Source organism: Candidatus Paracaedibacter symbiosus, from assembly GCF_000757605.1.
GTDB lineage: Bacteria > Pseudomonadota > Alphaproteobacteria > Paracaedibacterales > Paracaedibacteraceae > Paracaedibacter_A > Paracaedibacter_A symbiosus.
Genome location: NZ_JQAK01000001.1, coordinates 1,381,296 through 1,404,738 on the forward strand (window position 1 = coordinate 1,381,296; position 23,443 = coordinate 1,404,738).

General features: G+C 42.0%; 29 protein-coding genes and 1 riboswitch. Of the genes, 15 read left to right on the plus strand and 14 right to left on the minus strand.

Annotation, left to right across the window (positions count from 1 at the left end):
- Positions 1-293: 293 nt before the first annotated feature.
- From IG80_RS13220 to IG80_RS0106300, 3 genes are all read left to right on the plus strand, one after another.
- Positions 294-998 carry a M48 family metallopeptidase gene (locus IG80_RS13220; protein WP_052046144.1) on the plus strand — a complete coding sequence of 235 codons (705 nt, stop codon included), beginning with the start codon at positions 294-296 and terminating at the stop codon, positions 996-998.
- 132 nt (positions 999-1,130) lie between these two features.
- The gene (gene ykgO / locus IG80_RS13965) at positions 1,131-1,256 is read left to right on the plus strand and encodes a type B 50S ribosomal protein L36 (RefSeq protein ID WP_075553164.1); all 126 of its coding nucleotides are present in this window, start codon (positions 1,131-1,133) and stop codon (positions 1,254-1,256) included.
- A gap of 152 nt (positions 1,257-1,408) precedes the next feature.
- Positions 1,409-2,299 carry a patatin-like phospholipase family protein gene (locus tag IG80_RS0106300; protein ID WP_052046146.1) on the plus strand — a complete coding sequence of 297 codons (891 nt, stop codon included), beginning with the start codon at positions 1,409-1,411 and terminating at the stop codon, positions 2,297-2,299.
- Between the two features lie 416 nt (positions 2,300-2,715).
- Here IG80_RS0106300 and IG80_RS0106310 read toward each other — a convergent pair whose 3' ends face one another.
- Positions 2,716-3,438, minus strand: a complete 723-nt coding sequence (locus IG80_RS0106310; RefSeq protein WP_032112995.1) for a hypothetical protein — start codon at positions 3,436-3,438, stop codon at positions 2,716-2,718.
- Positions 3,439-3,736: 298 nt separating this feature from the next.
- Positions 3,737-3,829: riboswitch (TPP riboswitch) on the plus strand.
- Between IG80_RS0106310 and IG80_RS0106315 the strand changes: the two genes are divergently transcribed.
- Positions 3,818-5,068, plus strand: coding sequence for an MFS transporter (locus tag IG80_RS0106315; protein WP_032112996.1), 1,251 nt, complete (start codon positions 3,818-3,820; stop codon positions 5,066-5,068). Its footprint overlaps the riboswitch before it by 12 nt.
- Here the strand turns inward: IG80_RS0106315 and tssG are convergent.
- Together tssG and tssF are read right to left on the minus strand one after the other, a co-directional pair.
- Positions 5,052-6,095 carry a type VI secretion system baseplate subunit TssG gene (tssG, locus tag IG80_RS0106320; RefSeq protein ID WP_032112997.1) on the minus strand — a complete coding sequence of 348 codons (1,044 nt, stop codon included), beginning with the start codon at positions 6,093-6,095 and terminating at the stop codon, positions 5,052-5,054. The two genes, IG80_RS0106315 and tssG, sit on opposite strands and share 17 nt — an antisense overlap.
- A complete protein-coding gene (gene tssF / locus IG80_RS0106325; RefSeq protein WP_032112998.1) occupies positions 6,059-7,873 on the minus strand; it encodes a type VI secretion system baseplate subunit TssF in 1,815 nt (604 codons plus the stop codon). The genes tssG and tssF overlap by 37 nt, the downstream gene beginning before the upstream one ends.
- Positions 7,874-8,073: 200 nt before the next feature.
- Between tssF and IG80_RS0106330 the strand changes: the two genes are divergently transcribed.
- A complete protein-coding gene (locus IG80_RS0106330) occupies positions 8,074-8,655 on the plus strand; it encodes a malonic semialdehyde reductase (protein ID WP_032112999.1) in 582 nt (193 codons plus the stop codon).
- Positions 8,656-8,791: 136 nt separating this feature from the next.
- Here the strand turns inward: IG80_RS0106330 and IG80_RS13225 are convergent, their stop codons facing one another.
- Together IG80_RS13225 and rpe are read right to left on the minus strand one after the other, a co-directional pair.
- Positions 8,792-10,372 (minus strand): heparinase II/III family protein, encoded by a 1,581-nt coding sequence (locus tag IG80_RS13225; protein ID WP_052046147.1) that lies wholly within the window; start codon positions 10,370-10,372, stop codon positions 8,792-8,794.
- Positions 10,369-11,031, minus strand: a complete 663-nt coding sequence (gene rpe, locus IG80_RS0106340; RefSeq protein ID WP_032113000.1) for a ribulose-phosphate 3-epimerase — start codon at positions 11,029-11,031, stop codon at positions 10,369-10,371. Before rpe ends, IG80_RS13225 begins: the two co-directional genes overlap by 4 nt.
- A gap of 94 nt (positions 11,032-11,125) precedes the next feature.
- On the opposite strand from rpe, the gene IG80_RS13970 reads away from it, so the two are divergent.
- From IG80_RS13970 to ccmE, 8 genes are all read left to right on the plus strand, one after another.
- Positions 11,126-11,272: a DUF1674 domain-containing protein gene (locus IG80_RS13970; RefSeq protein ID WP_084756196.1), complete on the plus strand. Its 147-nt coding sequence runs from the start codon at positions 11,126-11,128 to the stop codon at positions 11,270-11,272.
- A 65-nt stretch (positions 11,273-11,337) separates the two neighbouring features.
- The gene (locus IG80_RS14630) at positions 11,338-12,156 is read left to right on the plus strand and encodes a hypothetical protein (RefSeq protein WP_052046149.1); all 819 of its coding nucleotides are present in this window, start codon (positions 11,338-11,340) and stop codon (positions 12,154-12,156) included.
- 12 nt (positions 12,157-12,168) lie between these two features.
- Positions 12,169-12,471, plus strand: coding sequence for a hypothetical protein (locus tag IG80_RS0106350; protein ID WP_032113001.1), 303 nt, complete (start codon positions 12,169-12,171; stop codon positions 12,469-12,471).
- Between the two features lie 139 nt (positions 12,472-12,610).
- Entirely contained in the window at positions 12,611-13,195 is a 585-nt protein-coding gene (locus IG80_RS0106355) for an ABC transporter ATP-binding protein (protein ID WP_032113002.1), read from the plus strand.
- Complete coding sequence (locus tag IG80_RS0106360; protein ID WP_032113003.1) at positions 13,188-13,862, plus strand: hypothetical protein; 675 nt, start codon at positions 13,188-13,190, stop codon at positions 13,860-13,862. The genes IG80_RS0106355 and IG80_RS0106360 overlap by 8 nt, the downstream gene beginning before the upstream one ends.
- 8 nt (positions 13,863-13,870) lie before the next feature.
- On the plus strand, positions 13,871-14,596 hold the full coding sequence (gene ccmC, locus IG80_RS0106365) for a heme ABC transporter permease CcmC (protein WP_032113004.1): 726 nt from the start codon (positions 13,871-13,873) through the stop codon (positions 14,594-14,596).
- Positions 14,583-14,711 (plus strand): hypothetical protein, encoded by a 129-nt coding sequence (locus tag IG80_RS16535; protein WP_269517170.1) that lies wholly within the window; start codon positions 14,583-14,585, stop codon positions 14,709-14,711. The genes ccmC and IG80_RS16535 overlap by 14 nt, the downstream gene beginning before the upstream one ends.
- A complete protein-coding gene (gene ccmE, locus IG80_RS0106370; protein WP_032113005.1) occupies positions 14,708-15,130 on the plus strand; it encodes a cytochrome c maturation protein CcmE in 423 nt (140 codons plus the stop codon). Before IG80_RS16535 ends, ccmE begins: the two co-directional genes overlap by 4 nt.
- 55 nt (positions 15,131-15,185) lie before the next feature.
- Here the strand turns inward: ccmE and IG80_RS0106375 are convergent, their stop codons facing one another.
- The 6 genes from IG80_RS0106375 to IG80_RS15665 all read right to left on the minus strand — a co-directional run bounded on the left by IG80_RS0106375 (position 15,186) and on the right by IG80_RS15665 (position 19,329).
- On the minus strand, positions 15,186-15,542 hold the full coding sequence (locus IG80_RS0106375; RefSeq protein WP_032113006.1) for a hypothetical protein: 357 nt from the start codon (positions 15,540-15,542) through the stop codon (positions 15,186-15,188).
- The gene (locus IG80_RS0106380) at positions 15,539-16,543 is read right to left on the minus strand and encodes a heme biosynthesis HemY N-terminal domain-containing protein (RefSeq protein ID WP_084756199.1); all 1,005 of its coding nucleotides are present in this window, start codon (positions 16,541-16,543) and stop codon (positions 15,539-15,541) included. The genes IG80_RS0106375 and IG80_RS0106380 overlap by 4 nt, the downstream gene beginning before the upstream one ends.
- A 3-nt stretch (positions 16,544-16,546) precedes the next feature.
- Positions 16,547-17,488 (minus strand): hypothetical protein, encoded by a 942-nt coding sequence (locus tag IG80_RS0106385; RefSeq protein WP_032113008.1) that lies wholly within the window; start codon positions 17,486-17,488, stop codon positions 16,547-16,549.
- A 14-nt stretch (positions 17,489-17,502) separates the two neighbouring features.
- Positions 17,503-18,078, minus strand: coding sequence for a uroporphyrinogen-III synthase (locus IG80_RS0106390; protein ID WP_032113009.1), 576 nt, complete (start codon positions 18,076-18,078; stop codon positions 17,503-17,505).
- 226 nt (positions 18,079-18,304) lie between these two features.
- Positions 18,305-19,207 carry a hydroxymethylbilane synthase gene (gene hemC / locus IG80_RS0106395; protein WP_032113010.1) on the minus strand — a complete coding sequence of 301 codons (903 nt, stop codon included), beginning with the start codon at positions 19,205-19,207 and terminating at the stop codon, positions 18,305-18,307.
- Complete coding sequence (locus IG80_RS15665) at positions 19,168-19,329, minus strand: hypothetical protein (protein ID WP_198027238.1); 162 nt, start codon at positions 19,327-19,329, stop codon at positions 19,168-19,170. Before IG80_RS15665 ends, hemC begins: the two co-directional genes overlap by 40 nt.
- 30 nt (positions 19,330-19,359) lie before the next feature.
- On the opposite strand from IG80_RS15665, the gene IG80_RS15670 reads away from it, so the two are divergent.
- Together IG80_RS15670 and IG80_RS0106405 are read left to right on the plus strand one after the other, a co-directional pair.
- Complete coding sequence (locus tag IG80_RS15670) at positions 19,360-19,569, plus strand: hypothetical protein (RefSeq protein ID WP_032113011.1); 210 nt, start codon at positions 19,360-19,362, stop codon at positions 19,567-19,569.
- A 185-nt stretch (positions 19,570-19,754) separates the two neighbouring features.
- Positions 19,755-20,801, plus strand: a complete 1,047-nt coding sequence (locus IG80_RS0106405) for a patatin-like phospholipase family protein (RefSeq protein ID WP_032113012.1) — start codon at positions 19,755-19,757, stop codon at positions 20,799-20,801.
- 247 nt (positions 20,802-21,048) lie between these two features.
- On the opposite strand, the gene IG80_RS13235 is transcribed toward IG80_RS0106405, so the two are convergent.
- From IG80_RS13235 to IG80_RS0106420, 3 genes are all read right to left on the minus strand, one after another.
- On the minus strand, positions 21,049-21,681 hold the full coding sequence (locus IG80_RS13235; RefSeq protein ID WP_198027240.1) for a transglycosylase SLT domain-containing protein: 633 nt from the start codon (positions 21,679-21,681) through the stop codon (positions 21,049-21,051).
- A 218-nt stretch (positions 21,682-21,899) separates the two neighbouring features.
- Entirely contained in the window at positions 21,900-22,454 is a 555-nt protein-coding gene (locus IG80_RS16630) for a NifU family protein (protein ID WP_032113013.1), read from the minus strand.
- A 247-nt stretch (positions 22,455-22,701) separates the two neighbouring features.
- Positions 22,702-23,436: an RNA methyltransferase gene (locus IG80_RS0106420; RefSeq protein ID WP_032113014.1), complete on the minus strand. Its 735-nt coding sequence runs from the start codon at positions 23,434-23,436 to the stop codon at positions 22,702-22,704.
- Between the last annotated feature and the right edge of the window lie 7 nt (positions 23,437-23,443).

A 23,443-nucleotide genomic window follows, 5' to 3' on the forward strand; every position in this document is an offset into this window, starting at 1 on the left:
AAACATAACTAAACAGATAAGAATTCACAATAGTTTTATTGCGCAGTATGAAGAAAAACTGAAAAAGACAAGGCTTTGTGCCTCCAATGCACCTAAATCTATTTCGGCTAAAAATATCTCCATATCTCTCTTGAGTGAAGGAGGGATGAAAAAATCTAAGCTAATTTTTAGTGATCATCTATTTTCTTAAAAAGGCTTAAGTAGCTTTGACTCTTCTCTGTTTTAAAAGCTTGGACTCTCATCCAAAACTACGCTATAAAATGTCAATTCTCCACTTACAATTACTCTATTAAATGGCTTTCTCAGACGCACAAAAAATTATCAAAATCAACGATATTACCGTGACCGTGCAACGCCATGCAGCAGCAAAGACACTGCGTCTGCGTATTGATCGGCTAAAAAAGAAGCCTGTTGTCATGGCTCCTAAGCGTCTATCGCTAGAAAAAATCACAGCGTTTGTGTGGCAGCATCAAGAGTGGTTAATAACTCAACTTGCTACCTTTTCGAAGACAAATACCCATGCTTCGGAAATTCTTTTTCAGGGGAAAAACTATCAACTTGTTTTTCAATCAACTTCCCATAAAAGGTTAAATGTTGCCTTTAATCATGAGCAGCAGCTGATCTGCCATAACATGGATTCTGATCTGATAAAAGTCCGTCTCAAACCTATTTTTAGGCGTGAGGCGCTGCAACAACTTGAAAAACACTGCTCTGATTTTGCAACCCGTCTTGAAGTCAGTTTTAAAGGCATACAAATTAAAGATTATAAATCGCGTTGGGGAAGCTGTCGCCAGGATGGCTTGTTGTCCTTTTCGTGGCGGTTGATTCTGGCGCCACCTTTTATTCTTGAATATGTGGGTGCCCATGAAGTAGCGCATCTTGTTCATCTCAATCATAGTCCTGATTTTTGGCGAGTCGTTGCTGCGCTTTTCCCTCAATATAAACAGGCAAGAGAGTGGCTGAAACAAAATGGCTCTACTTTATTTCAACACTTTTAAGAATTTCCAGCTAAATTTGCCACAGGTGCCAAAAAATTTGACATTATTTGCCACAGCTCGCAACCCAAGACTTGACATAAGCCTGATTATCCCTTAAAAAGAGTTTAATGATTTAATTTTGAGTATTTTGTTATGAAAATCGCAAACTCCCTAAAAACACTAAAGTCTCGTCATAAAGGTTGTAAATTAGTTCGTCGTCGCGGCAGAACTTACATCATCAACAAACAAAACCCACGTTTTAAAGCACGTCAAGGTTAATAGCTTAGGGTTTTCCCTAAGCTATTTTTTAAACTTAGTATTCTGTGAGCAGATTTCATTTCAAAAAATCATCCCCTCCAATGTTTCTTCTCGTAGATTTCATTTGCCGTCTTTTTATGAGAGGCACACAGTCTAAATTCTCCAGATTTTTTATGACCTTTTGTTGTTTGGTCTTAAGTGGTTGTACAACGATTAACCTAGATAATAATGCATCGATCTATCGCCCAGCACTGCCGCATTATGACAATATTAAGGTGGCGTTTGTCCTTGGTGGGGGCGGAGCAAAGGGTCTTGCTCATCTTGGAGTGTTAGAAGAATTAACTGCGGCTGGGATTAAGCCAGATCTTATTGTTGGCTGCAGTGCGGGGGCAATTGTAGGAGCACTGTATGCGGATAAGCCTGACCTTGCGCATATAAAACAGTTGCTGTTAAAGATTGAGCGGGACGATTTGCTTGATATCTCATTGGCACATTTACCCTATGGGTTCAGTAATGGCTGGGCGATGAAACAGTTTTTGAAAGAAAATCTCACTGCAAAAACTTTCGCGGACTTACAGATGCCATTTGTGGCGGTGGCGACCAATCTAAAAACAGGGGAACTTACAGCTTTTTCTTCTGGTGATTTAAATAAATCTGTACGGGCTTCTGCTGCTTTTCCAAGCGTATTTTTGCCTGTCAATATTCAGGGTAACTATTTTGTTGACGGCGGGGTTGCTAATGCCGTGCCGGTTGACATTGCTCGGAAAATTGGGGCTGATTTTGTTATTGCTGTCAATCTTGGTGATCAATTATCAGACGAAGTGCCCTCTCATGTTTTCGGGATTTTGAAACGGTCTTTGGAAATCAGTTATCTTCAGCAGGGGCGATTAGTCACTCAAACAGCAGATTATGTTATTAATGTGCCACTGGCCTCTGTTGGTACATTTGATGAGGGCTTAAATCCTTATGTTTACAAAGCAGGGGTGAATGCCGCACGCACCAGTATTTTAGAGATTAAACAAAAAATAAAGCAACACCAGCGCCAGCACCTCAAAAAACGTTAAGAATTTTAACTCTTCCAAAGACGTATAGTGAATTAAGTCCAAAAACAGCATTTTCTTAGCTGATTTTTCACGTCCTTTCATCGTCTTAAAAACCTTAAAGAGGACCAGCTATTGACGGTTTTTAAGACGAGAAATTTTTCCCAAAACTGCGCTATAAAATCTATCCCTTGTGCCTCTGAATCCCTCAACAGCTATTGGTTAAAAGCGGGCAACGTCTGAACAGCTGTCGTAATGAATGTGGAGTTCGGCCGATAGTTTAAGAAGACTTTCTGGTTGAAAATACCTTGTAAATACCCAACAAAGTTTTCTTTTGTAAAATCAATATTATTTTTCTTACAAGTTATTTTAAAAGGGAATAATAACTCGCTTGTCCACGCAAAAGTATCGGCATGCACAAGTTGATTAGTATTGGTTTCCTAATTGGAATACTCATTTATATAGCCATAAGTATACCTCGTTTGCGTCTTATTGATTGTTAATGACATATTAGGAGTATCCAGGCGATTTTTAAATCCGTAAAAGGTTAAATCGATGCTTTCAATCGAAGACATGCTGACATCTAATATAAATGTTTTAGCAAAACACATCTTTTGATACAATTTTCCCCCAGCGGGTGTTGATTGGATAAATTTTGAGATATCAAAGGAATAAATAACAGTTAACAGTTTGCTATTAGCAAGATCTTCGGTAATAGAGATATTTTTTGGAAGGAGATTATTATTACCAAGATTATTATAGTGTTGTTCTGAAATTTTTGTCACAGATGCTGGATCCTGCAAGGTAATGAGAGTGCTGGCACGTGTCGATAACATCTGGGTTGCTGGGTTAAAACAGGAGTTATAATTCATCCACTCAGTAAATATTTTTTTGTTTTCAGTAATAGCTCCTGGGATGACGCGAAACCGCAATTTTTTTAAAGTGCCAAGATCTTTTTCTATAAATGGAGAGTCAATAAGCGAATATCTTTGGTTCTGACGAAATTCGAGAGTACTACTTGTGTTGTGTATGACAAAGGGGATTTTCTTTGGAATCAGCGTCGTTTGTGTGTCTGTGATTATTTCTGAATTGGGCTCCATGGCATGGGGCTGATAAATAGTCGCGCGCGCAACACTTAGAATAAGAAACATTTTCTGAAACATCGAATTTTCTCCTCATTTATAATAAATTGAATGGAAAAGTTAACTTTTCTAAGCTGATTTTTGGCGATTTTCCGTCGCATTAAAAACCTTAAAGGCTTGTCTTCTGTTAACGGTGTTTTAGGACTTCAACTCTCATCTAAAGCTACGTTCTATACCATCACAACGCTTCAATTTAATTTGCTAATATTATACATTCAGTTAAAAATGTGAAGTTTTATTTCGATTTAACACTTTTTCACCTACCTATAATCTCATTGTAACTTACATAAATGAAAGGTATAGTCAGGTTGTCTTTTTAAGAAAACACCAGGGGTGCTGCCTTGCAGCTGAGAAATACCCTTATAACCTGATCTGGCTCATACCAGCGGAGGAAGAGTGAATGAACACAATTATTAAAAAACGCCAATTCGTTAGCTATTTCAGGCTTCCCACAACTAAAGGTTTTTGGCTGCCTCTCTTGGGCACAATTGTTGAGTATTATGATTACACCCTGTATGGATTTACAGCTGCTCTCATTAGTCAACTTTATTTCCCGGCAGATGATTCCAGTGGATCCCTTCTTAAAACCTATATTGTTTTTGCCTTAGGATCTTTTGCCAAACCTATTGGTTCTCTCATTTTTGGATGGATTGGAGATAGATTCGGCCGCAAAATTGCGTTGAAATGGACAATGCTGGGAATTGTTATCCCAACCATCTTGATTGGGATCTTGCCAACCTATCAAGACTGGGGGGTGACTGCCACAGTAATTTTGATCGGTTGTCGGTTGTTCCAGGGAATCTTTTTATCGGGCGAAACCGATGGCATTCGAATCATGCTCTATGAGACTTTTCTGAAAGATCGGCCGACTTTAATTAATTGCTTAGTAGGCCTCGCATCCTATTTCGGGGTCTTTTTGGCTTCTTATGCCGTCTCACTTACCCCGCAATTGGCGACAGCAAATGCGTGGCGTATTCCATTCTTAATTGGGGGCGTTTTGGGGATAATAGTCTTTATTATGCGCCATTTTTTGATTGAGTCCGCTGATTACCTTATCTATCAAACTCAACCCTTAAAAGAACGTCAATCACAAGTTTTTTCCAAAAAAGCTTTCATGGGGACGATTTTGTTGTGTGGTGGTGTCGGCGGATTAAATCAAATTTTTTTTGTGTATTTGGGGTCTTTTTTAAGTAACGTCTTGCCACTTTTCCCAAGTACCCAGATGCAGAAATTTACGCCCCAATTGCTGCTGGTTCATATGGGGGCGCAAGTTGCTGCGGCCTGGCTTGCCGATCATTGGTGTCCTAAAAAAGTCATCTTGCTAGGGCTTGCTATCACAACGCCACTCATCCTGGCTCTGGGGGTTCAACTATTTTACCACCAGGTGAATTTGTGGTTATGGCTGCTATTGACAACCTCTCTCGCCCTTGTGTTTATTCCGGGGTTTACTCTTATTTTATCGCGCAGTGGGGTAGGGGCTCGTTACCGATTTGTGAGTCTTGGTCATTCATTGGGCTCAGTTCTTTTCTCCGGCTGTGCGCCCGCAATTAGCCTTTTCTTGTGGCAACAAACTGGGGCTAGCTTTGCGCCTATGGTGCATGCCTTGGTTTTATGTGCGTGTATCAGAATTGGGGTTAAGCTCTTAGAGTGAATTCAGAATCATAAGATAACCGCATAACAGGATTGTTATCAAATCCCTGGCCTTTGCCCCGCGTAAGCCAGGTAATTTGTCCTAAGCGTGCCACTTTCCCAAGGAGAGTGGGGGGGATTTCCTCTCGCTTGATCGCTGCGTAAAAGGTGAATTTATGGTCAATCCCGCCATAAAATTTTGTGAGACTGGCCAAGGCTGCATGACCGTGTTGTCCTGGCAAATGAGTAAGATACTTTTTCCAACTTAACTGTTTCAAAAAGATGCGGATCCCCGCTGCCTGGTCCCAGGATCGTTTGCCAAGGATGACGCTTTTACCAAGAACGTTATACTGTCCCTTCTGTGTCCCCATCAGACTTAAGTCCTCAAGTGCACCTTGGCGCCAATGTCCTTGAAGTTCTTGTATATGGATTTCAGTTTGGAAATAACTTTTGAGCAGTTGTTGCAAACCTGCTGTTGATTTGGTTCGCTGCCAGAAAAGCGGGGCAAATGTAAGAAGGGAACGATCCGGCACGCGTAATTTGTGGCGAAGATAGTGGCTATTGAGCCCCAGCAAGTCTAAAAATGTTTTGCCAGCAACCGTTGATTCTGGCGGGATTTGTTCCATCCCGAGCACGACTTTCTTACGAACACGGTGCCAAAATGAAGCCAGCCGATGGTTGAAAATATCTAAGAAATCACGGCTAGAAGTATCTTTGTGACGAACACGATCAATCACCAAGTCGGTATAGGGTGTTGGTAACGGTCCTTGAATACCAGCAAGACCTAAAAAGTTAACAGTGAGGATAGGACGGTGGTCGCCTCCTAAGGGTGCTGTGACGCTATAGATATCACTTGACGACACTGCTAGCGTCAGCCGTGATTTAACTTGTAAGGCTTCTTTAAGGGGGTCATCTCCCTCACCAAAAGAAATTGAATTCTGATTCAAACCTTCCAGAATACGGATGGCTTGGGAAAACTCAAACTCATAGGTTTCTTGGTAAAGATCTGATTCTAAAGAATAATCTGATCGCCGCGCAACGGTTGCCATTTCATCCACTCCCCATTACGTTGAATACTATTAAGCTGCAGTTCAATAAATGAATTCATTGAGACTTGGAGCGTAAAAAAGTGCCGAAGCACGGAGACCAACAAGAAAACACTGACACCCGTATAAGAACGCTCATTCACAGTCATTGTGATATGCAAGCCATTCACAAATCCTCGCCAGGCTTCCTCTCCCATCCGTCGGGTGGTGTGACGAGTGACAATGTCCTGAATGCTATCAATTTCAGCATGGTCATAATTTTGTGTCGTTCGCGAGTAAAGCCTCAACGTCTCCTTTAAAGCATTGACAGAAGCTGATCCCGCAGTGAGCGATAAATGATTGACGGAAAGTTGCGAGATGAGTCGCCATAAAGTCTCCCCATCTTCGGGTGAATAAATCTGGCTTGTTGGTTTATTGAGACAAACAATCTGGCTGACGGGCGCCCTGTCTTCCAGTTGTAACACCCCACCAGAGGGTATTTGTTCGGCTAAGAATCTGTTGGTGCACAAAGTATGAGCAAAGATAGTATTTTGTGGCGGTAGCTTAGGATTAAAATCTAAGTCAACAAAAGACAACACAACATCAGTGCCTGGCACCTCGCGCTTTTCAGAGCTTACCCGACGGGATAACCAATAGGTTGATGCGTTTTTGAATTGCTCATTGTGACTAAAGGAAAAATAGGGTGTAAAGACAACGGTTGTCGGATTCTCATCAATAGTTGAGGCAACGCGTTGGATTGAATAAATTTCCGTTGTGCGTTCACGCCGTTGGTCGGGGACCAGGCGGTATTCAAAATGACGATGATCCAGACGTAAAGGATCTGTGATTTTATTAAATAAATTGACAATCGGGGTGCAACCCAATTTGAAATAGCTTGGTTTAAGATCCATCTTGCCGATGATGTCGTGGTTATCGATCCCAATCAATAAATCAGCCGTCTCACCACCTGCTTTTAGATCCAGATTATTAATATCAAAAAATAAAAATTTCTCAGGAAAATGGAAATATTCATGGAGGAGCTGATAAGAGGGGTGAGAATGGTCGGGGGAGGGCAGAATGGACTCATTCACGTTAAAACCGACTTGAGCCAACGATTGATTTGGCAAAATACTCGCTATATGGCCATCCACACTTTGCAAAATCTGGTGCTGCGTTTGGGCAAATAAACATTCATAGATCGTAAAGGCCAAAGCGCTGTCACAAGAAATATGAAACCTCAGACTTTTTAAATCAAGGTCAGAAAAATTAAGCCCTTGGGATTTGAGTTTCAGTCGCAAATACCATTTTTTTGCCTTGGTACCGTGACGGATAGCGTATTCATCAGCATGGACAAAATCCACATTCACCACTTCAATTGGCCATAAAGTCACGGCGTAGGAAGTGCGAAAACGACAAGCAACCCCTTCTTCTGCATAGGAAAAAACGGGTGTATGTCGAGCAATGTCAAATCCGCTCGTGAGTTTACCTTTGGTGGGGTCTACAACAAACTGTGCTACAGACATTGAGGGGATTGGATTGATCAGATGCGGGTAAAGCACCCCAAGCAAGGCGGCTGCAATTTGGGGGAGCCGATCGTCAATTTCTTGACTGAGTTGAGCCGTTAAAAACGCAAACGATTCCAATAATCGCTCTACATGTGGATCGGGTGACTCATTGTGCGACAACTGTAAGCGTCTGGCAATTTTGGGGTGTTGGGCAGCAAATAACTGACCAGCATTCCGTAAATAGGAAAGTTCCCGATGATAATAAGTCAAAAATTTTTCGGAAACAGGTGTTTTCACAAAAATGCCTCAGTTACTTAAACTATAACGCAGTGTGTAAGATGACAGCTTAGGAGAGCTTTCTTTGTTTTTTACAATTTACACAGGGCGTACTATAGTAAAATTATACATAATTTAATTAGGTTTAGAAAATAGTCTTTCTCTAAAAACCAAATATTCTCATAATGAGGGTAAAATTAACATATCTATTGGAGATAAACATGATTGACGATAAAGCTCTTGATATTCTTTTCCGTGAAGCGAGGACCCATTCTGCTTGGCTGCCAAAACCAGTGGCGCCTGAAATTTTAAAACAAGTTTATGATTTGGCCAAGATGGCACCCACAAGTGCTAATTGCTCGCCCATGCGGGTTGTTTTTGTTCAGTCTCAAGAAGCCAAAGAAAAATTAAAACCCTGTTTGGCAGAAGGGAACATTGACAAAACGATGACAGCCCCGGTCACTGCTCTGATTGCTTCAGATTATGAGTTTTATAATCAACTCCCAAAGCTTTTCCCCCATGCAGATGCTAAATCTTGGTTTGTTGGCAATGACGACCTTATCAACATCTCAGCGTTTCGTAACGGCACTTTGCAAGGGGCATACTTGATGTTGGCTGCCCGCGCTTGCGGTCTTGATTGTGGTCCAATGTCAGGTTTTGATAGTCAAAAATTGGATGAAGCATTCTTTACAGGGACATCCTTTAAGTCCAACTTCATTTGTAACCTTGGCTACGGTGATGCCAGCGCACTATTCCCCCGTAGCCCTCGCTTTGATTTTGAGGAGGCTTGTAAAATCGTCTAAAATGGTAATTTGGATATCCTTATGAGGAGCCGGAGGTCTCGTGGTGATCTTCTTGTTATATTGTCGGGGAGATTGTCACGTTACCTCATTCTTCGAAACGCCGTTCTGCCATAGGAACAGGAGAAAGTGAAAACTCCTACTCCATCTGGGAAAATACCCAGCGAATGGTCATCTGATCGTTGCCTTGCACCTGGCCGAGCAGCATCAGTATCGAACTCTCTGATTCATCAGTCAGCTGTTCCAATTGTAAATCCGAATGACCTGAGGCAATCAGCAACCAGCGTGGTCCATGGGGCGATTGGACCATAATACGTTTGGTATTGATTCGGTGAAGGGTCAGGCTTGGATGGAAGACAAATCGTAAGGCGATAAGACAGGCTTGCGAGGTCCGAATGGATGTCTCGCCTCTAAAATCAAAGCTATCATTATTGAGAAACAAAGTTTGTTCAAAGCCAAAGTATTCATTTTTATGCAAATGCTGATAGCTGCCTTCAAAGACAATGCCTTGGGAGTGATGCGTTTGATGAGTGGAAATCTGCTGTCCCGGATCGGCAATCGCTGATAAAATTTCCCCTGAAAATGTTTGTGCCACACAGTCACCATAGGTGATAATGCGTTGTTTTGTTGAGCTCCACTCAAAATTAAACAGCCCCATACCAGGCTCCAACCCTTCTCCAGGCGTTTTGCAAAGGGAGGGCAGCGTGTTAATCAAAATCATCCCGGATTTGCTGGTACAACGTTCATAACCTGTATGGTCGGCCCGAATGGGAGGGCGACCGCGGACATCGGCAAGGGATAAAACCATATCGATGAGATTAGAGTTGCCCGAATGATAGGGGCCAAAACAGGCTAAATGTCCATCGCTATGGCGAAACAGGCGAACAAGGGGGGCCATTTTGCTAATGATTTGTTGCAAGCTTTCAGGGATGGGTTGTTGAATTTGACGCAAGAGCGACCGCAAATCTATCAACAATCGTAATACCATTAATTGTAAGTAAGGAGAGCGGCTATAATGCCCGCCGTCAGGTAATATTTGCTGCTGGATGAGATTTTCCAACTTTTGAATTAATTTTGGCAGGCGCTGCGTCTCATGATTTAAAGAGGCCAACGCCATCATTAGTCCATGTAAGGCAAAGAGCTTATGGGTGGCGGTAGGTGCATATTCCCAGGTGCGGGCCAGATGACGCGTTTGTCGCATTAGGCTTTTGAAAAATTGACTACGGAATCCCTCGTCAGCGCTGGCGGCAAAAAAGTCGTATAATCCTAACCAGTTACTTAATCGTAAGCCAATCAATTCAGGGCGCCAGGCAAGGGTTCGCCAATGTTGGTTGCGTTCAATCCAATGCAAAATCAGTTGTCGCGCCATTCTTCTAGACGAATTGTCACCAATCGCCCGCAAATCACGTAAATAATCAAAACTATGGAGATCAGAAAGTGCCTCACCTGATAACCCATGGGGATACCATAATTGTTGAATTGTGGTGACTTCTTGGCCGAGAATGAAAGTCCCTTCTAAAATTTTACGTCCCAGATGTGTTTGTCCTGGCCAAGGGTCTGTTGGAATTGTTGTGAGACGTTGAGGGGCTTTACCCATTAAAGCCAAATGATAGAGCGGTGTTTTTTGGGTAACAAAGCGCAAGCGTCTGTTTAAATTCTGAAATAAGGAGCTAGGTTCTGGATAGATTTTCCAGCGCTTTAAGTGCAAAAAAGAACTCATAATTCCCCACGAAGTTGACGGATGGTATTTTTATAATTGTTTTTTCCCTTAGCAAAGATAGCTGATCCCGCGACAAGGACGTCAACATTTAATTGATGCAAGTTTGGAACTATTTCAGGTGTCACGCCGCCATCTACTTCAATCAAAATAGGGTGGGGCGCGGTTTTTATTTTTTCTTGGACGGCTTTAATTTTCGGGAGCATTTCTGAAATAAAACGCTGCCCCCCAAATCCGGGATTCACCGTCATTACTAAAATCAAATCAATCTCTGGTAATAGATAATCTAAAACATCAAGTGATACCCCAGGATTAAGGGCAAGACCGGCTTTGATGCCATGACGGCGAATTTCTTTCAGCGTCCGATGAATATGAATATCGGAATCAGGATGGACCGTTATAACAGAGGCGCCTGCCTTGGCAAAGGCTTCTATATAGGGAGCAGCCGGCTGAATCATCAGATGAATATCCAGGGGGAGTGTTGTTTTTTGTTTTAAGGTGCGCACTAACTCGGGACCAAAACTTAAGTTTGGCACATAGTGGCCATCCATCACATCAACATGGATCCAATCCGCTCCAGCATGGGTAATCGCCGTGACTTCAGCCTCTAGATTCAGAATGTCGGCGGCCAGAATTGAGGGAGCAATGAGTGGATGGGCCATGGGTGTACAAACTCTATAAAAAACTTTGCCGTGGTTAATTTCGGCAAGATACGATAAAACTATAGTAGATATACTTTATGGATAGCATAATTCCATGGATAAGTTAAGTAATACTCTGCCTGAGGAACCGGTTAAAGAATCGGATGCTGAAGCAACCCAAGAGCCGGCAGCACCTCCTCCTAAAAAAGATCCCACCCGTTATGGTGATTGGGAAAAGAATGGCCGCTGTATTGATTTTTAGACTTCAAATGTTTTCACAGACTTTTCATAATGATACGAGAAAATGGCTTAGCATTTTCTCTTCTTATGGATCAAACCACGCGTCTCGGTCAAACGTGGGGTGAGTTTACAGGCACAATTCAGGACGGCCCCCCCTCCAGTTATGCAGAACAGCGTATTCGTAATCTTGAAGTTCAAGTTGGCCATGAATTAACCTCGCAAGCAAAAGAGTTTTTAAAGGAATCCTATGCAGAACAACATGCTGATTTAGCCTTTAGTTTAAATCTTCTCCAGGGGATGGGCGCCATTAGCGATGTTGTTGGGGAGACGGTTGAAAAGGCATTACGCACAACAGGTCTGACCGATAAATATACTGCTCGCAGTATACACAATGCGATTGATGATGCTCTCCTCTTGACAGGCGCCACCCAGATTGCCAAAGTAGCTGCCAAAAGCACCACCAAGCAGTTGGGGAAAAAACTCAAAGCTCTTAAGGTTGGCGAGAGCCAAATAGCTGACACACCTACAGCCATAGAGAGTTCAGGCAATCAGATCATTCCAGGTCGGGTCAAAACCAGGATAAATATTCGCAAAGGCGATGGAACCAATAAAAATTCAGAGATAGAAACCGCCTGGAGAAAACATGGTGGTGCTGGAAAAGACAATAAATCCCAATTTACAATCTCACGCGAAGAGTTAATATCAATCTTAGAGGATAAAACAACGATTCAAGCTCCCGTAAGAATTGCTCCAGATAGCGGAATATTCGCAAGAGAGGTAGAGACAGGGAAAATTATAGGTAATTTACCAAAGAAAAATGGAGAAAAACCCACCCCAACGCTTACAATTCTCACAGATAAATATGGTAATTTGGTGAATGCGTATCCTGGTGAATTTAAATTTTAATAAGAGAAAACAATGCGTATTTCCATTATACTAGAAAACCAAGATGGTAAATTGATAGAAAAAATTACAAAAGGTAATAATGCAGATTACCTAGTAAAAGGAGAAAATAATCCAGATTTTCCTTATTTAGCTGAAGTGGAAATTGATGATTATTCTGTTTTCGCTGCAGAAGATATGGATGCGATCATTGAGGAATTATTGTGTGTTCGCCAGGAAGTAACGGACCCTGCCGATCAAGTCCATATTGATGACATTATTCGTCTTGCCAAAAAATGTAAAGAAACACCTGAGACGGTACTCACATTTGCTGGATAGAAAGAATAAATATAGCTTGATAATATGGAGATCAACAAAAACAATGATTGTTAAGTATGTAAGGGAACGAGGTTATAAAGGGCAAGGTAAAGATTTTGAAAGATAAGTATATACTAACAAGAAGGGACCTCTGATCATTTTGATCCCTACTACCGCGCTTCTCAACATTCAAGGGCTGACATTCCACCGCGATTGGCAGGTGATTTTGCATGATGTCAATCTGGAGGTAGGGACAGCAAAATGGCTGGTTTTACGGGGAGGAAATGGTTGTGGTAAAACAACGCTCTTAAAGCTTTGTGTAGGATTATTAACCCCCACAACCGGCACTCTCACATTGTCGGGGACCTATAGCTATCTTGGTCATCTCAACGGGATCAAACCAACACAAACATTGGCAGGGATGATCCAAAGCTTGCCCCCGAATGGTCAAACTTCAGCCAAAAACCTCGCAGAGTCGTTGGGGATGACAGCCTATTTTGATGTACCATTTCACCAGCTATCGGCAGGCCTTAAACGCCGTATTGCATTGGTGCAGTTTTTAACACCAAAAGTTAATATATACATTGTAGATGAACCTTTGGATAACCTTGACCCTGCTTCATGCCATTTAGTCTGGCAGCTGCTGGCAGAAAAAGTTAACCATGGAGCAGCTATTTTGATGGCGCACCATGGCTCTCTGCCTTTTCAACATCCTGCCATTCAGGAGGTTTTTCTGGATGTATAGCTGGTCATTCTTATTCAGAAATCTCACCTCATGCCAAACAATTGTAGGTCAGCAACTCCGCAGTGTTTTTGTCTTTCTAATTTTGTATTTACTCATTTTGCTGCCCATGGTTAAAGCCACTCCGATGGCAACAACGCTTGTCCTCACTCAACTCCTCATTCTCCAGGGAATTTGTCTGATCACTGTTGTTATGCAGGTAGCACCAAGCTGTAGCAGCGATGTGCATGATGGTTTTTTAGAGAAGTGGTTAGCTAATCAAGGGCTTGGTTTTTCCTATTACCTTGTGCGCCAATTTCTCATTTTAATTGAAATTATTTTACCAGCTGTTGTTTTAATTTATCTTATGATGCCAGTGCTGCCTTTTTCTGGAACAGCTGTTTTTTTGGGAATTAGCCTCACCAATGCCATGATTGCGGCGCTTTGGAGTGGCAGTATGGCACTGCTATTGGCAGGAAGCCACGATATTAGCCAAACTCTGGTAGGGATGATTATGGCAATTCTTCTTCTCATTCCCCAGATATTAATTGGGGAGGTCATTCTAGGAGGTGTGACAACAAACACAATTGCATCGTCGCATTTGTGGCTGTATGCTGGAGTATCAATCGTGAGCGTTGCCCTTAATTTAGGTTTGGTGCCAACGATTGTTCGTTTATCGTTAAGTTCCTAAAGGGTGCTATGGTATTAAATTTTAATCATCGTCCCAAACAATTGCTTGCCTTTATCAACCATTATGTTAAGTGGTTTGCTGGTTGCAGTTTATTGTTTCTCAGCCTAGGGTTGTTTTTAAGCTTTTGGGGCTCGCCGGCGGATTATCAACAAGGAGAAACTGTTCGCATTATGTATTTGCACGTTCCCTGTTCTTGGGGGGCGATGGCCACTTATTTTTTGATGGCGATTATCTCTGGTTATGGTTTTATTAAGCAAGTTCCCTTGGCCTCCCTTGTTACCAAAGCAATGGCGCCGATAGGTTTGTGCCTCTGTTTGATAAGCCTTATCACTGGCTCCATTTGGGGCAAGCCAACGTGGGGGGCGTGGTGGGTTTGGGATGCTCGGTTGACGTCAATGTTGATTTTAGGTTTACTCTATCTTGCCTATTTATTGTTAACTCACACAGGTGTTTCGCAGAACGATCGGATTGCGGGTTTTATCGTCATCATTGGGTCGATTAATTTACCCATTATTAAATGGTCGGTTGACTGGTGGCATACGTTGCATCAACCGGCAAGCGTGATGCGTTTTGCCAAATCAGCGATCCACTGGCAAATGTTGGTACCGCTTTTTGTGATGACAGTGGCATTGGCATGTCTGTCAATCACCTTATTTTTGATTCGGTTGCGTAGCGAATTGAATTATCGCCGACTTTTAGCACAGCAATTAAAGAGGCCTTATGCAGCAATTTGATTATGTTCTTTTAGCCTATTTAGCAGGGTTTTTCATCTTTGGGACTGGGGCAACATTTATCATTCACCGGGATCGACAATTACGCCAACTTCTCAGTAAATTGTCGCATTCATGACTCAAAAACAACGACATCGCGTGTGGTATTTAGTAATCTGTCTTCTTGGCATAGTAGGCGTTGGCATTATCGTTGCTGTTGCATTCCAGGAAAGCATGATGTATTTCGTAACGCCCTCAGAATTATTGTCAAATCCCGATCATACTCGTCAAATTCGTCTGGGTGGTTTGGTTGAGAAAAACTCTGTTACTAAAGAGCCTAGAACCCTTACCACCACCTTTGTTGTAACGGACAACGTGCAAGCTGTCCCTGTTTCCTATGTGGGCATTGTTCCCGATTTGTTTCGTGAAGAACAAGGAGTGATTGTGGAGGGAAAGTTGCAGCCAAATGGCAACTTTAAAGCCGACCGGCTTCTGGCAAAGCATGATGAAAACTATATGCCTCCGGAAATTGCCGGCAAAATTGAAAAAGTAAAATAACTCCCTTGACTCTCAAGACTGTTACTCCCCTTCCGACCAAAGTGTCCTCAAATTATTATACCTTAGGTAACATCGGTATAGGCGATTTCTTGCCACATTGTTTAATCTTTTCTTCTTCACCCCAGGTGATTTGATCAAATGCCTGACAGGATGGGCAAAATGCATGCCATTTTGGCACCACAACATGACAATCCTGGCATATCCAAACAGGGTCTCGTGAAGCGAGCGCTGCTTGATTATAAAGACTTTCCAGTATATCCATTTTACCAGGATGCTCGCGTTTTTCTAATTCAGCCAGAAGTTCAAAATAGGCATGAGTTGGCTGAATCTGTTTCAAAGCGCTTAAATGCAGTCGAGCTCGTCCCCAGAGACTCGCATCCAGAGCCAACTTTGCCAGCAACCAATAAGTCACTGGATGTTTTTTTGTTCTTGGGTAAGCTCTTCACCCCGTTGATATATCTCTAAGGCAGGCGTTTGCTTAAGTATTTGTTTGAGGGCAGTCAAAAAATCAGGGTGCGGGTTGGCCTTATAACCTTTCTTTAAGTATTTCCAAGCTTTTGAATGGCGGTTGGACTCATCATAATAATTGACCAATGCGAGGGTCGCCATATTTAAGTCTGGCGCAAGTTTCAATGTTTCGTGAACCGATTCGTAAAAACCTTCAAAATCACTTTCCTTTAAGCTATGCTCTGCCTTTACCCAATGTAAAACTGCTTTCTTACGCTGCGTGTCTGCCTTGTTTAAGTGCCCGCCGATTTGCAATTGTTCTAAAATAGTGGTTGCCCCTGAAAAAGCGAGATGCTTAACATTCCAGTTAAATAATTGACCTAAAACCCACGGAGAATCTGGTTGTTCTTTAAGGGCGAGTTGCAAATATTGATGCGCTTCTTCTTGTTTGCTTTGTCTCATTTTTAACAAGACTAAGCCTCTATACCCCAAAAACCGTGTTTCTCGTCGTCGTAAAAGGTCTGAAAAGCGGCGCTCTGTTTCTGCATCATCCGTTTGGTTATAGGCCGCTTGAGCGGTAAAAATAGCATTAAAGACGTCGCTGCTATTTAACTGCCGTGCTTTGTCTAAGAGTTTTAAAGCTTGTTGGGGATCACCCGCTGCCATGATGTTAAAGGCCTCTAAGACTAAACGTGTGCTTTTTGCCGTGCGTCTTGTTTCCCATTCCGTTTTAAGAGTAGTCGGTAAGCGGCGCAACCATTTCCAAAAATTTAAAAATTGGTGGAAAAATAAGAAGGAGATAATGACTCCTCCCACTAAAAGACCAGTATTTAACTCCACAGAATAGCCATAATAATTGACCACAGATTTTCCTGGCAGACGCGCAACAATAAATAGTGCTGCGGCCAAAAGGACTATTTTCATGGCCATAACAAAGCCAAATTTCATAATTGATCTTGATGACATGACTTATTCCTTACTAGCTTGGGCCGGTTGCACTAACAATCGTTTTATTTCTTTCAATCCCTGAAGAATCTTAAGACGCGTCTCTGCTTGTCTTAGAATTTCCTTTACAGTGTCTGGGGTCGTCTCAAGGGCTAAAATCGTTTTAATGTCATTTATATTATCTGTTTCTACACTGAATAATGCTTGGCTCTCGAAAGTGGTTAGGGGTTCAGATTCAGGAGGAGATGCAGTTTTGCTGATGATGATTTGGCCGAGATAATGCTCTACCTTTTCCAACCAAGGATGGGATATCTTCTGGGTTTCGGCTGGGGGGGCAGCTACGTTTAGCTTTTTAAGATCATCCAAGAGTTCTTGTTTGGAGGGAGGCATGTTTTTCAGTTCCCTTAAAGTTTCAGGTAGGGGCACGTGCCTATCGCTGAGAAATCTTTCCATTTCTTGCCACAAGAGAGGATCCACTTTGCCAGATCGCAGTTGTTCTTCTACCTCACCGACAACAATGTAGGCTTTAAGGTGGTTGTCGGTTGCCACTATTTCTGTTTTTTCTTGCATTGAGGTTGCTTTTAATGCTTCAACGTCTTGTTTGAGGGTGGCAATCTCTGTCACAAGCTCAGTCAATTTACCCTCATGTTGTCCCAGATCTTTTGCCTTTTCTGTACGCATGCTTGCCATAAGCCGTTGTTCAATTTTTTGAATATCAATGGGTTCTTGCGAAGGAGTAAAATAGGGCATACTCAAGGAAAAACATACCAATGATAAAACCGTGCTCACAACTGCTGTACCTACCAGCAAGGGGATTATTTTTTTTAATGACATGCCGGTTTCCCCTCCTGTTTCCGTTTTTCGATAAATTTCTTCCAGCATTGAGGCTGATAAATCCTGATTTATCACCACTTGCTGCCATTTTAGTTTTTGTAATGGCTCCGCGATCTGAGCAGCGCAGGCCACAAGGGTGATTTTTTTTAAACAGATTCTAGTTTATGAAGCTGGATAGCTTTGGCCAGCACTTCAGCAGTTTTACGGGAAAAAATAGGAATTATCCTAATCTGATTGGCAGCAAATGCTGTGAGGACATCTTGCGAGAAATGGGGCGTGGGAATTGTTTTATAAAGAATTATTTTCTCCGCATGATAGCCTTTTTTTTGCAAACACTCCACCACGTCGTAATGCAAGCTTTCCCCACAAATATGGAGCAATTTTTCCGCTTTAGGAGAGGTTTTATTCACAATCAGTTGACAAAGCTCTTCGGCGGAATTTTTAGCTGTATAAATTGTCTCAAAGCCTAGTTTTTTTGCTGTTAAAGCGGTTTTGTTGCCAACACACCAAATAGGTTTTTGTAAAAAGGAATTTATTTCCGAAAAGATCATCAAAGACCTGGCAGACGTTACAATGAGCCCTGTGTAATCCGATGCTGTGGGTGTTTGTGGTTGGGGAATCAATTCAATTTCAAGCAACGGTGCTTTCAAGACAGGGACATGCAAATTTTTTTCAAATTCTATTGCATCATCCAGTGGTCGTGTCAGCAATATGCATGCCATGTTTCTTCCCTCTGCGACTTTCAGTTGTTTAAGCCCAGTGAATCAAAATTGAAAGAAGTGCATTTTAGCTGTTTTTGCCTGCCCATTTCGCCTCATTTCTCGACGTAGATTAACTACTTTATCGAAATTTGGTTTTATTTCAGGCTAAAAACAGCTCAAAATCTTCCTCATTAAATTTTGTTCCCAGAACCTAGATATATTGCGTCATTTTTGTTTTAAAATCATCTCAATTTTTTATAAGACGTGTTTGAAGTTCTCTTGCAATTTCACGCCCAAGGTAAATTGGGTCTTGTCCCCTTGACTCAAATCGGACCATTTGTGTGGCATCTTCAGTGGCAAGGACACCTGTTAAATGTATCATCCCCTCTTCCCTAAGGGAAGCAAAGGCAGCAATGGGCGTCCGGCATGTTCCGCCCAAGGCTTTAAGTAAGGCACGTTCCGCTGTCATGCGGTAAAAAGTTTCCGCATGGTTGATTTGACTTAAGAGACTCCTGATTTTAACATCTGTCTGACGGCATTCTATGGCAATGATTCCTTGGCCTGCGGCGGGGACCATTAAGTTTAAAGGAAGTCGTTCAGTCATTTTTTCTCGTAAGTTAAGCCGCCGTAGCCCCGCATCTGCAAGGATAATGGCATCATACTTGCCATCTTCTAGCTGTTGGAGCCGGGTACCAATATTACCCCGAATCGACTTAATTGTGAAATCCGGCCTCAGCTTTAATAGCTGTGCGGCTCGGCGTGGGGAACAGCTCCCAACAACAGACCCTTTTGGCATTTCTTCGAGAGGGATTTTTTCTCGGCTAATCCATACATCCCACGGTGATTCGCGAGGCAGCACCGCAGCAATTTCCAACGAGCGTGGCAAGATCGATTCCATGTCTTTAAGAGAATGGACAGCACAGTCGATATCACCTTGCATTAAGGCGGTTTCAATTTCTTTGGCAAATAAGGCTTTGCCCCCCATATCATACAACGGGCGATCTTGAATCATATCGCCGGTGGTTTTGATGGGGACCACTTCACACTCTTCGATTGTGAGTAGGTTTTTAGCAACCAAAGCTTCGATAACTAATTCTGTTTGTTTTAATGCTAATGGGCTTGAGCGTGTGCCAATGCGAATAACCACCATGTTTCCTTGCTAAAATTCTTTTGAGGATGATTCTGAGCTATTTTTTTGAAAAAATCATCTGGAATTTCGTCAATATTAATTAAAAAATCTGGAAGTTTAGGTTGATAGCTAAATTTCTCCAATGATTAAGACTCTCCCTATATTAAATTAAATTGGAAGGTATTGAAGCTTCATATTTTAATTATCGTATTAATGAGCAGGATAAACAGGCTCTTATTGAATATGTTTCATCTGTGGGGACGATAATAGCACTTCTGTCCTGGTTAAAAACATTTTATCCTGACTCAACTGCTGGGTATCTCATTGTCTCAATTGTCCTTACTCTGTTAATTGCTTTTCTTTTCTGGAGAGGAATTCGTTAACTTTAAGAAGTTTTTACCAAAATATATGATCTAATCTTTCCAAAATATTAACTTTTTCGCATTATTGTTACCAAGTTAGGTCCAGGCGTCATAGCCTAGATGTCTATACCTAAACAACTTGAAGACCTAGAATTAGGATGAGTTGTTTGGGGATATTAGTAACAAAAAGGCGAAAGGAGTTCTTCATGTCTTTGAAATCCCTGCTATTCTCCTGCATTTTTTGTCTTCCCGCCCTTGCTGATGAAATTGAGCTTCCCGATTATTTAGGTGATACACGCCCAAGTAAGGTCTCAATGTGTTTTGATGGTGGTGGGATCCGTGGGATTTTTTCCCTCGAAGTTTTAAAATCGGTGACAGATGGTCTGCCACAACCTTTGACGAAATATGTCGATTTGTTTGCTGGGCCCTCAACTGGGGGGATGATTGCCTTGGGGCTTTCTATGGATAAACCTATTGAAGACATCTTAAAAATCTATACAGAAAAGGGCAGCGAAGTTTTTTATACCAGCTGGAGGCACACTTTTCGATCTTTATTTGGTCTTGTTGACCAGAAATATAGTGTGGAGAAGTTCGAACCCCTTTTACAAAATTTTTATGGCCATGACATACATTTCAGTGACATTAAAGCAGCTGATGCTGTGGTCTATAGTGTCGATATCACGCAAGGGTCTTTGAAAGCATTCTCAACGTATTCGGCGAGGAAAGATCCCGCAGCTGATTATGCAGTGTGGTTTGCGGCACGAGCAACCTCGGCGGCTCCCACCTACTTTAAAGCCGTTAATGATAATGGCAATGCTTTAGTGGATGGAGGATTGGCTATTAATGAAGCAAGTCATCAAGCAGCTTTGTTAATTCAGGAAGAGTATGGTTGGGATGTTTTTAAACAGCTAAAAACCATTTCAATTGGGACAGGTACTTATTATGAGCCTTTACATTTTGAGACCGTCAAAGATTGGGGCGTTGCAAAGTGGGTCGAGCCAATCAGCTCAGTTATGATGAATGTGGATAGTAATACAGCTGATAAAGATATGAGAAGGCTTTATCCCTCAACTGAACAATATGTTCGTCTGAATACCTCCTTTCAAGAAAACATAGCATTGGATGGAGTGGATGCTGCGTCCATTACGAAATTGCAAACAGAGACTCTTACTTATATAAAACAAAATCCTGAAATGATTGATGCAGCGCGAAAAATATTGTTGAAGAATGGTGTGAAGCCGGTATTCTATTAAATTAAGTTTAGGCTCTGTGTCCCTAATTTGATGTAAGGGAATCAAGGGATTTTCCTTGCTAATCTGTCACTCCTTGAGAGTGCCGCACAAACGTTAAAATCCCCTGGTTTTCTCTGTTTCTTATATCAAACTAAGTTTATTGGGCAAAATAGGATTCCCCACTTTCCGACATCCTTTACCCCATTACTTAACCTTGAAAGAGAACTGACAGCTGAGGGAAGCTGCGGTACTGAGGCTGAAGAGGGAGTCAAATATCACTCTTTTTTAGAGGCCATTGCTGCGGGACTGAATTTGATTTTGACTGGCTTTTTATTTGTTTTTTAGTTGGAAGATTTGTAGGGTTCTGGCCTTCCCTATCAAACTTTGTGGGAACTTCCTTTACCCCTGAGGCAGTTTTTCTTTTGCGAATTTTAGCCCAAGCTCCAAAGACACGATTTTTATAAGCTTCATTTGCAATAGGGTTGTTGGCCGAGTGATATAACTTCACCGCTTTTTCAGTTGAGCCGGTTTGCCGTTTTAAGCGCGTTAATAATTTGGCGGCGTAGCCGATGTTTTTTTGTGGATCGAGCATTTCCTCAATGGAGTTAAAATGACGCCGATGTGAGGGTAAATGGAGTTGCATTGGACCAACACTAATATTGCGGCAACCTTGGCTTTGCTTGTCTTTGATGAAACGGACAGCCTCTGCAACAGTTTTAAACGTGTAACCGCGCCCACTGGCATTAACTGATAAAGGGGCGAGTTTTGATTCAATATGCCCAATCGCTTCAAGCAATCCTGGCTCGATCCCCTTTGATTTTTCTTGTGCATCAATGTGGTATCGGCAAACATCACGCGTTAAATGAGGTTGTGTTGGCTTCGCACCGCATTTATTTGTCATACTAACAAGTGTTATCAATATCAAGCTCAGGCTCTGTGTCTCTAATTTTCCCAAATTCATTTTGGTCATTTTTGCATACAGATTTCCCCAAATTTTTCGAAGTAGATAAACGACGGCATTGAAATTGGGTTTCATTTTTAGCCAAAAATTTCTTAAAATCATCTTTGGCTGAATTAGGTACACAGGACCTAGAATCATATGACTATTTTTCATCTGGTCTACTCTTCTATAGCGCGAACCTCTAAGACCTCTGGCACATAATATTTCAACATATTTTCGATTCCAGATTTCAAAGTTGCAGTTGAACTTGGACAACCTGAGCAGGCACCATGCATTTTGAGGTATACCACCCCATTGTCGAAGGAGTGAAATATAATATCTCCCCCATCTTGAGCCACAGCAGGACGGACTCGTGTATCAATCAGTTCCTGAATTTGCTGGACCAGCGGATCATCAGAATCCGCCATGGCTATGGGCGCTGCAGCACCTTCCATTAAAATGGGAAGATTGGCTACAAAGTGTTCCATAATGTTGCCAAGCACTAATGGTTTGAGGGCATACCAGTCAGCTGCTGATTCTTTGGTCACCGTGATAAAATCATTAGCGAAGAAAACGCCTGTGATTTGTGGGACATCAAGTATCTTTTTCGCTAGTGGTGATTTTGTGCAATCATCCCCTTTATTAAAAGAGGCCGTTCCCGTTTCCAAAACAATACGTCCTGGGATGAACTTTAAGCTATCGGGATTCGGAGTTGCTTCAGTTTGAATAAACACGAAAATCCTTTAAGTTTCATTTTTTATCAATGATTTGTTCTAGTTTTAAGCATCTTTACTAGAAAGTTCAAGACCTTTTTATTAAAAATCAAAATTTAACAATAGGTTAACATTAAAAAAAATTGTTTTCCCCTTATTTTTTTAATTTTTCAGCATTTCCTTGCACCCAAAACAGCTCTACTTCCAGAAAGGTGCATAGAGCCATAGAGCCTATCTACTTAAAAGTCTTAATTATTTAGAATCAGGACTATTTAGTCTGATTTCGTGTGAGGCTTTGGAAAACGCCGCGTAAGGATCTAAGATCCTGTTCGGTTAATTGGAGGCGTGTAAAAATGTTTTGTAAGTTTTGCCACATGAGAGGTTTTTTATGAGGTTCACGCCAGTAGTTCGCACGGTCAAGAGCTTGCTCCAAATCATCCAGAAATCGTTGTAAATTTCCTTGAGTGGCGAGTGTTGTTTCCCCACAATTGAGGAGGATGTGAAGATCTTGTGTTTGCTTAAACCATTCATAACCCGTCAGAATCACTGCTTGGGCTAAGTTAATAGACGAGAAGTCTGGATCTACCGGAATTTGGATTATTTGATGGCAGCGGCTGAGGATATCATTGCCTAAACCAGTCCGTTCTGGGCCAAAAAGAATGCCAACTGTGTGTTGGGCGAGTTGGGTCATTACCTTGGTCATTGCTAAGGGGAGGGGAATATATTCCTTAATCATATGTCGTTGCGTGGCGCACGTGCCGTAAAGCCATTGGAGATCAGCCGTTGCCGCCTCAATCGAATCAAACACAGAAGCTTGATGGAGAAGGTGTTCTGCGCCCGCAGCTGTGGCCACGGCTTTCTCATCCAATAAATTACATAAGGGATTAATCACCCGCAATTGACTGAGCCCAAAGTTAGCCATTGCTCGAGCAACAGCACCAATATTTTCCGCCAATTGTGGCCGAACCAGGATAAATGTAGGCTGTTGCTGGATAGATTGCATCGAGACT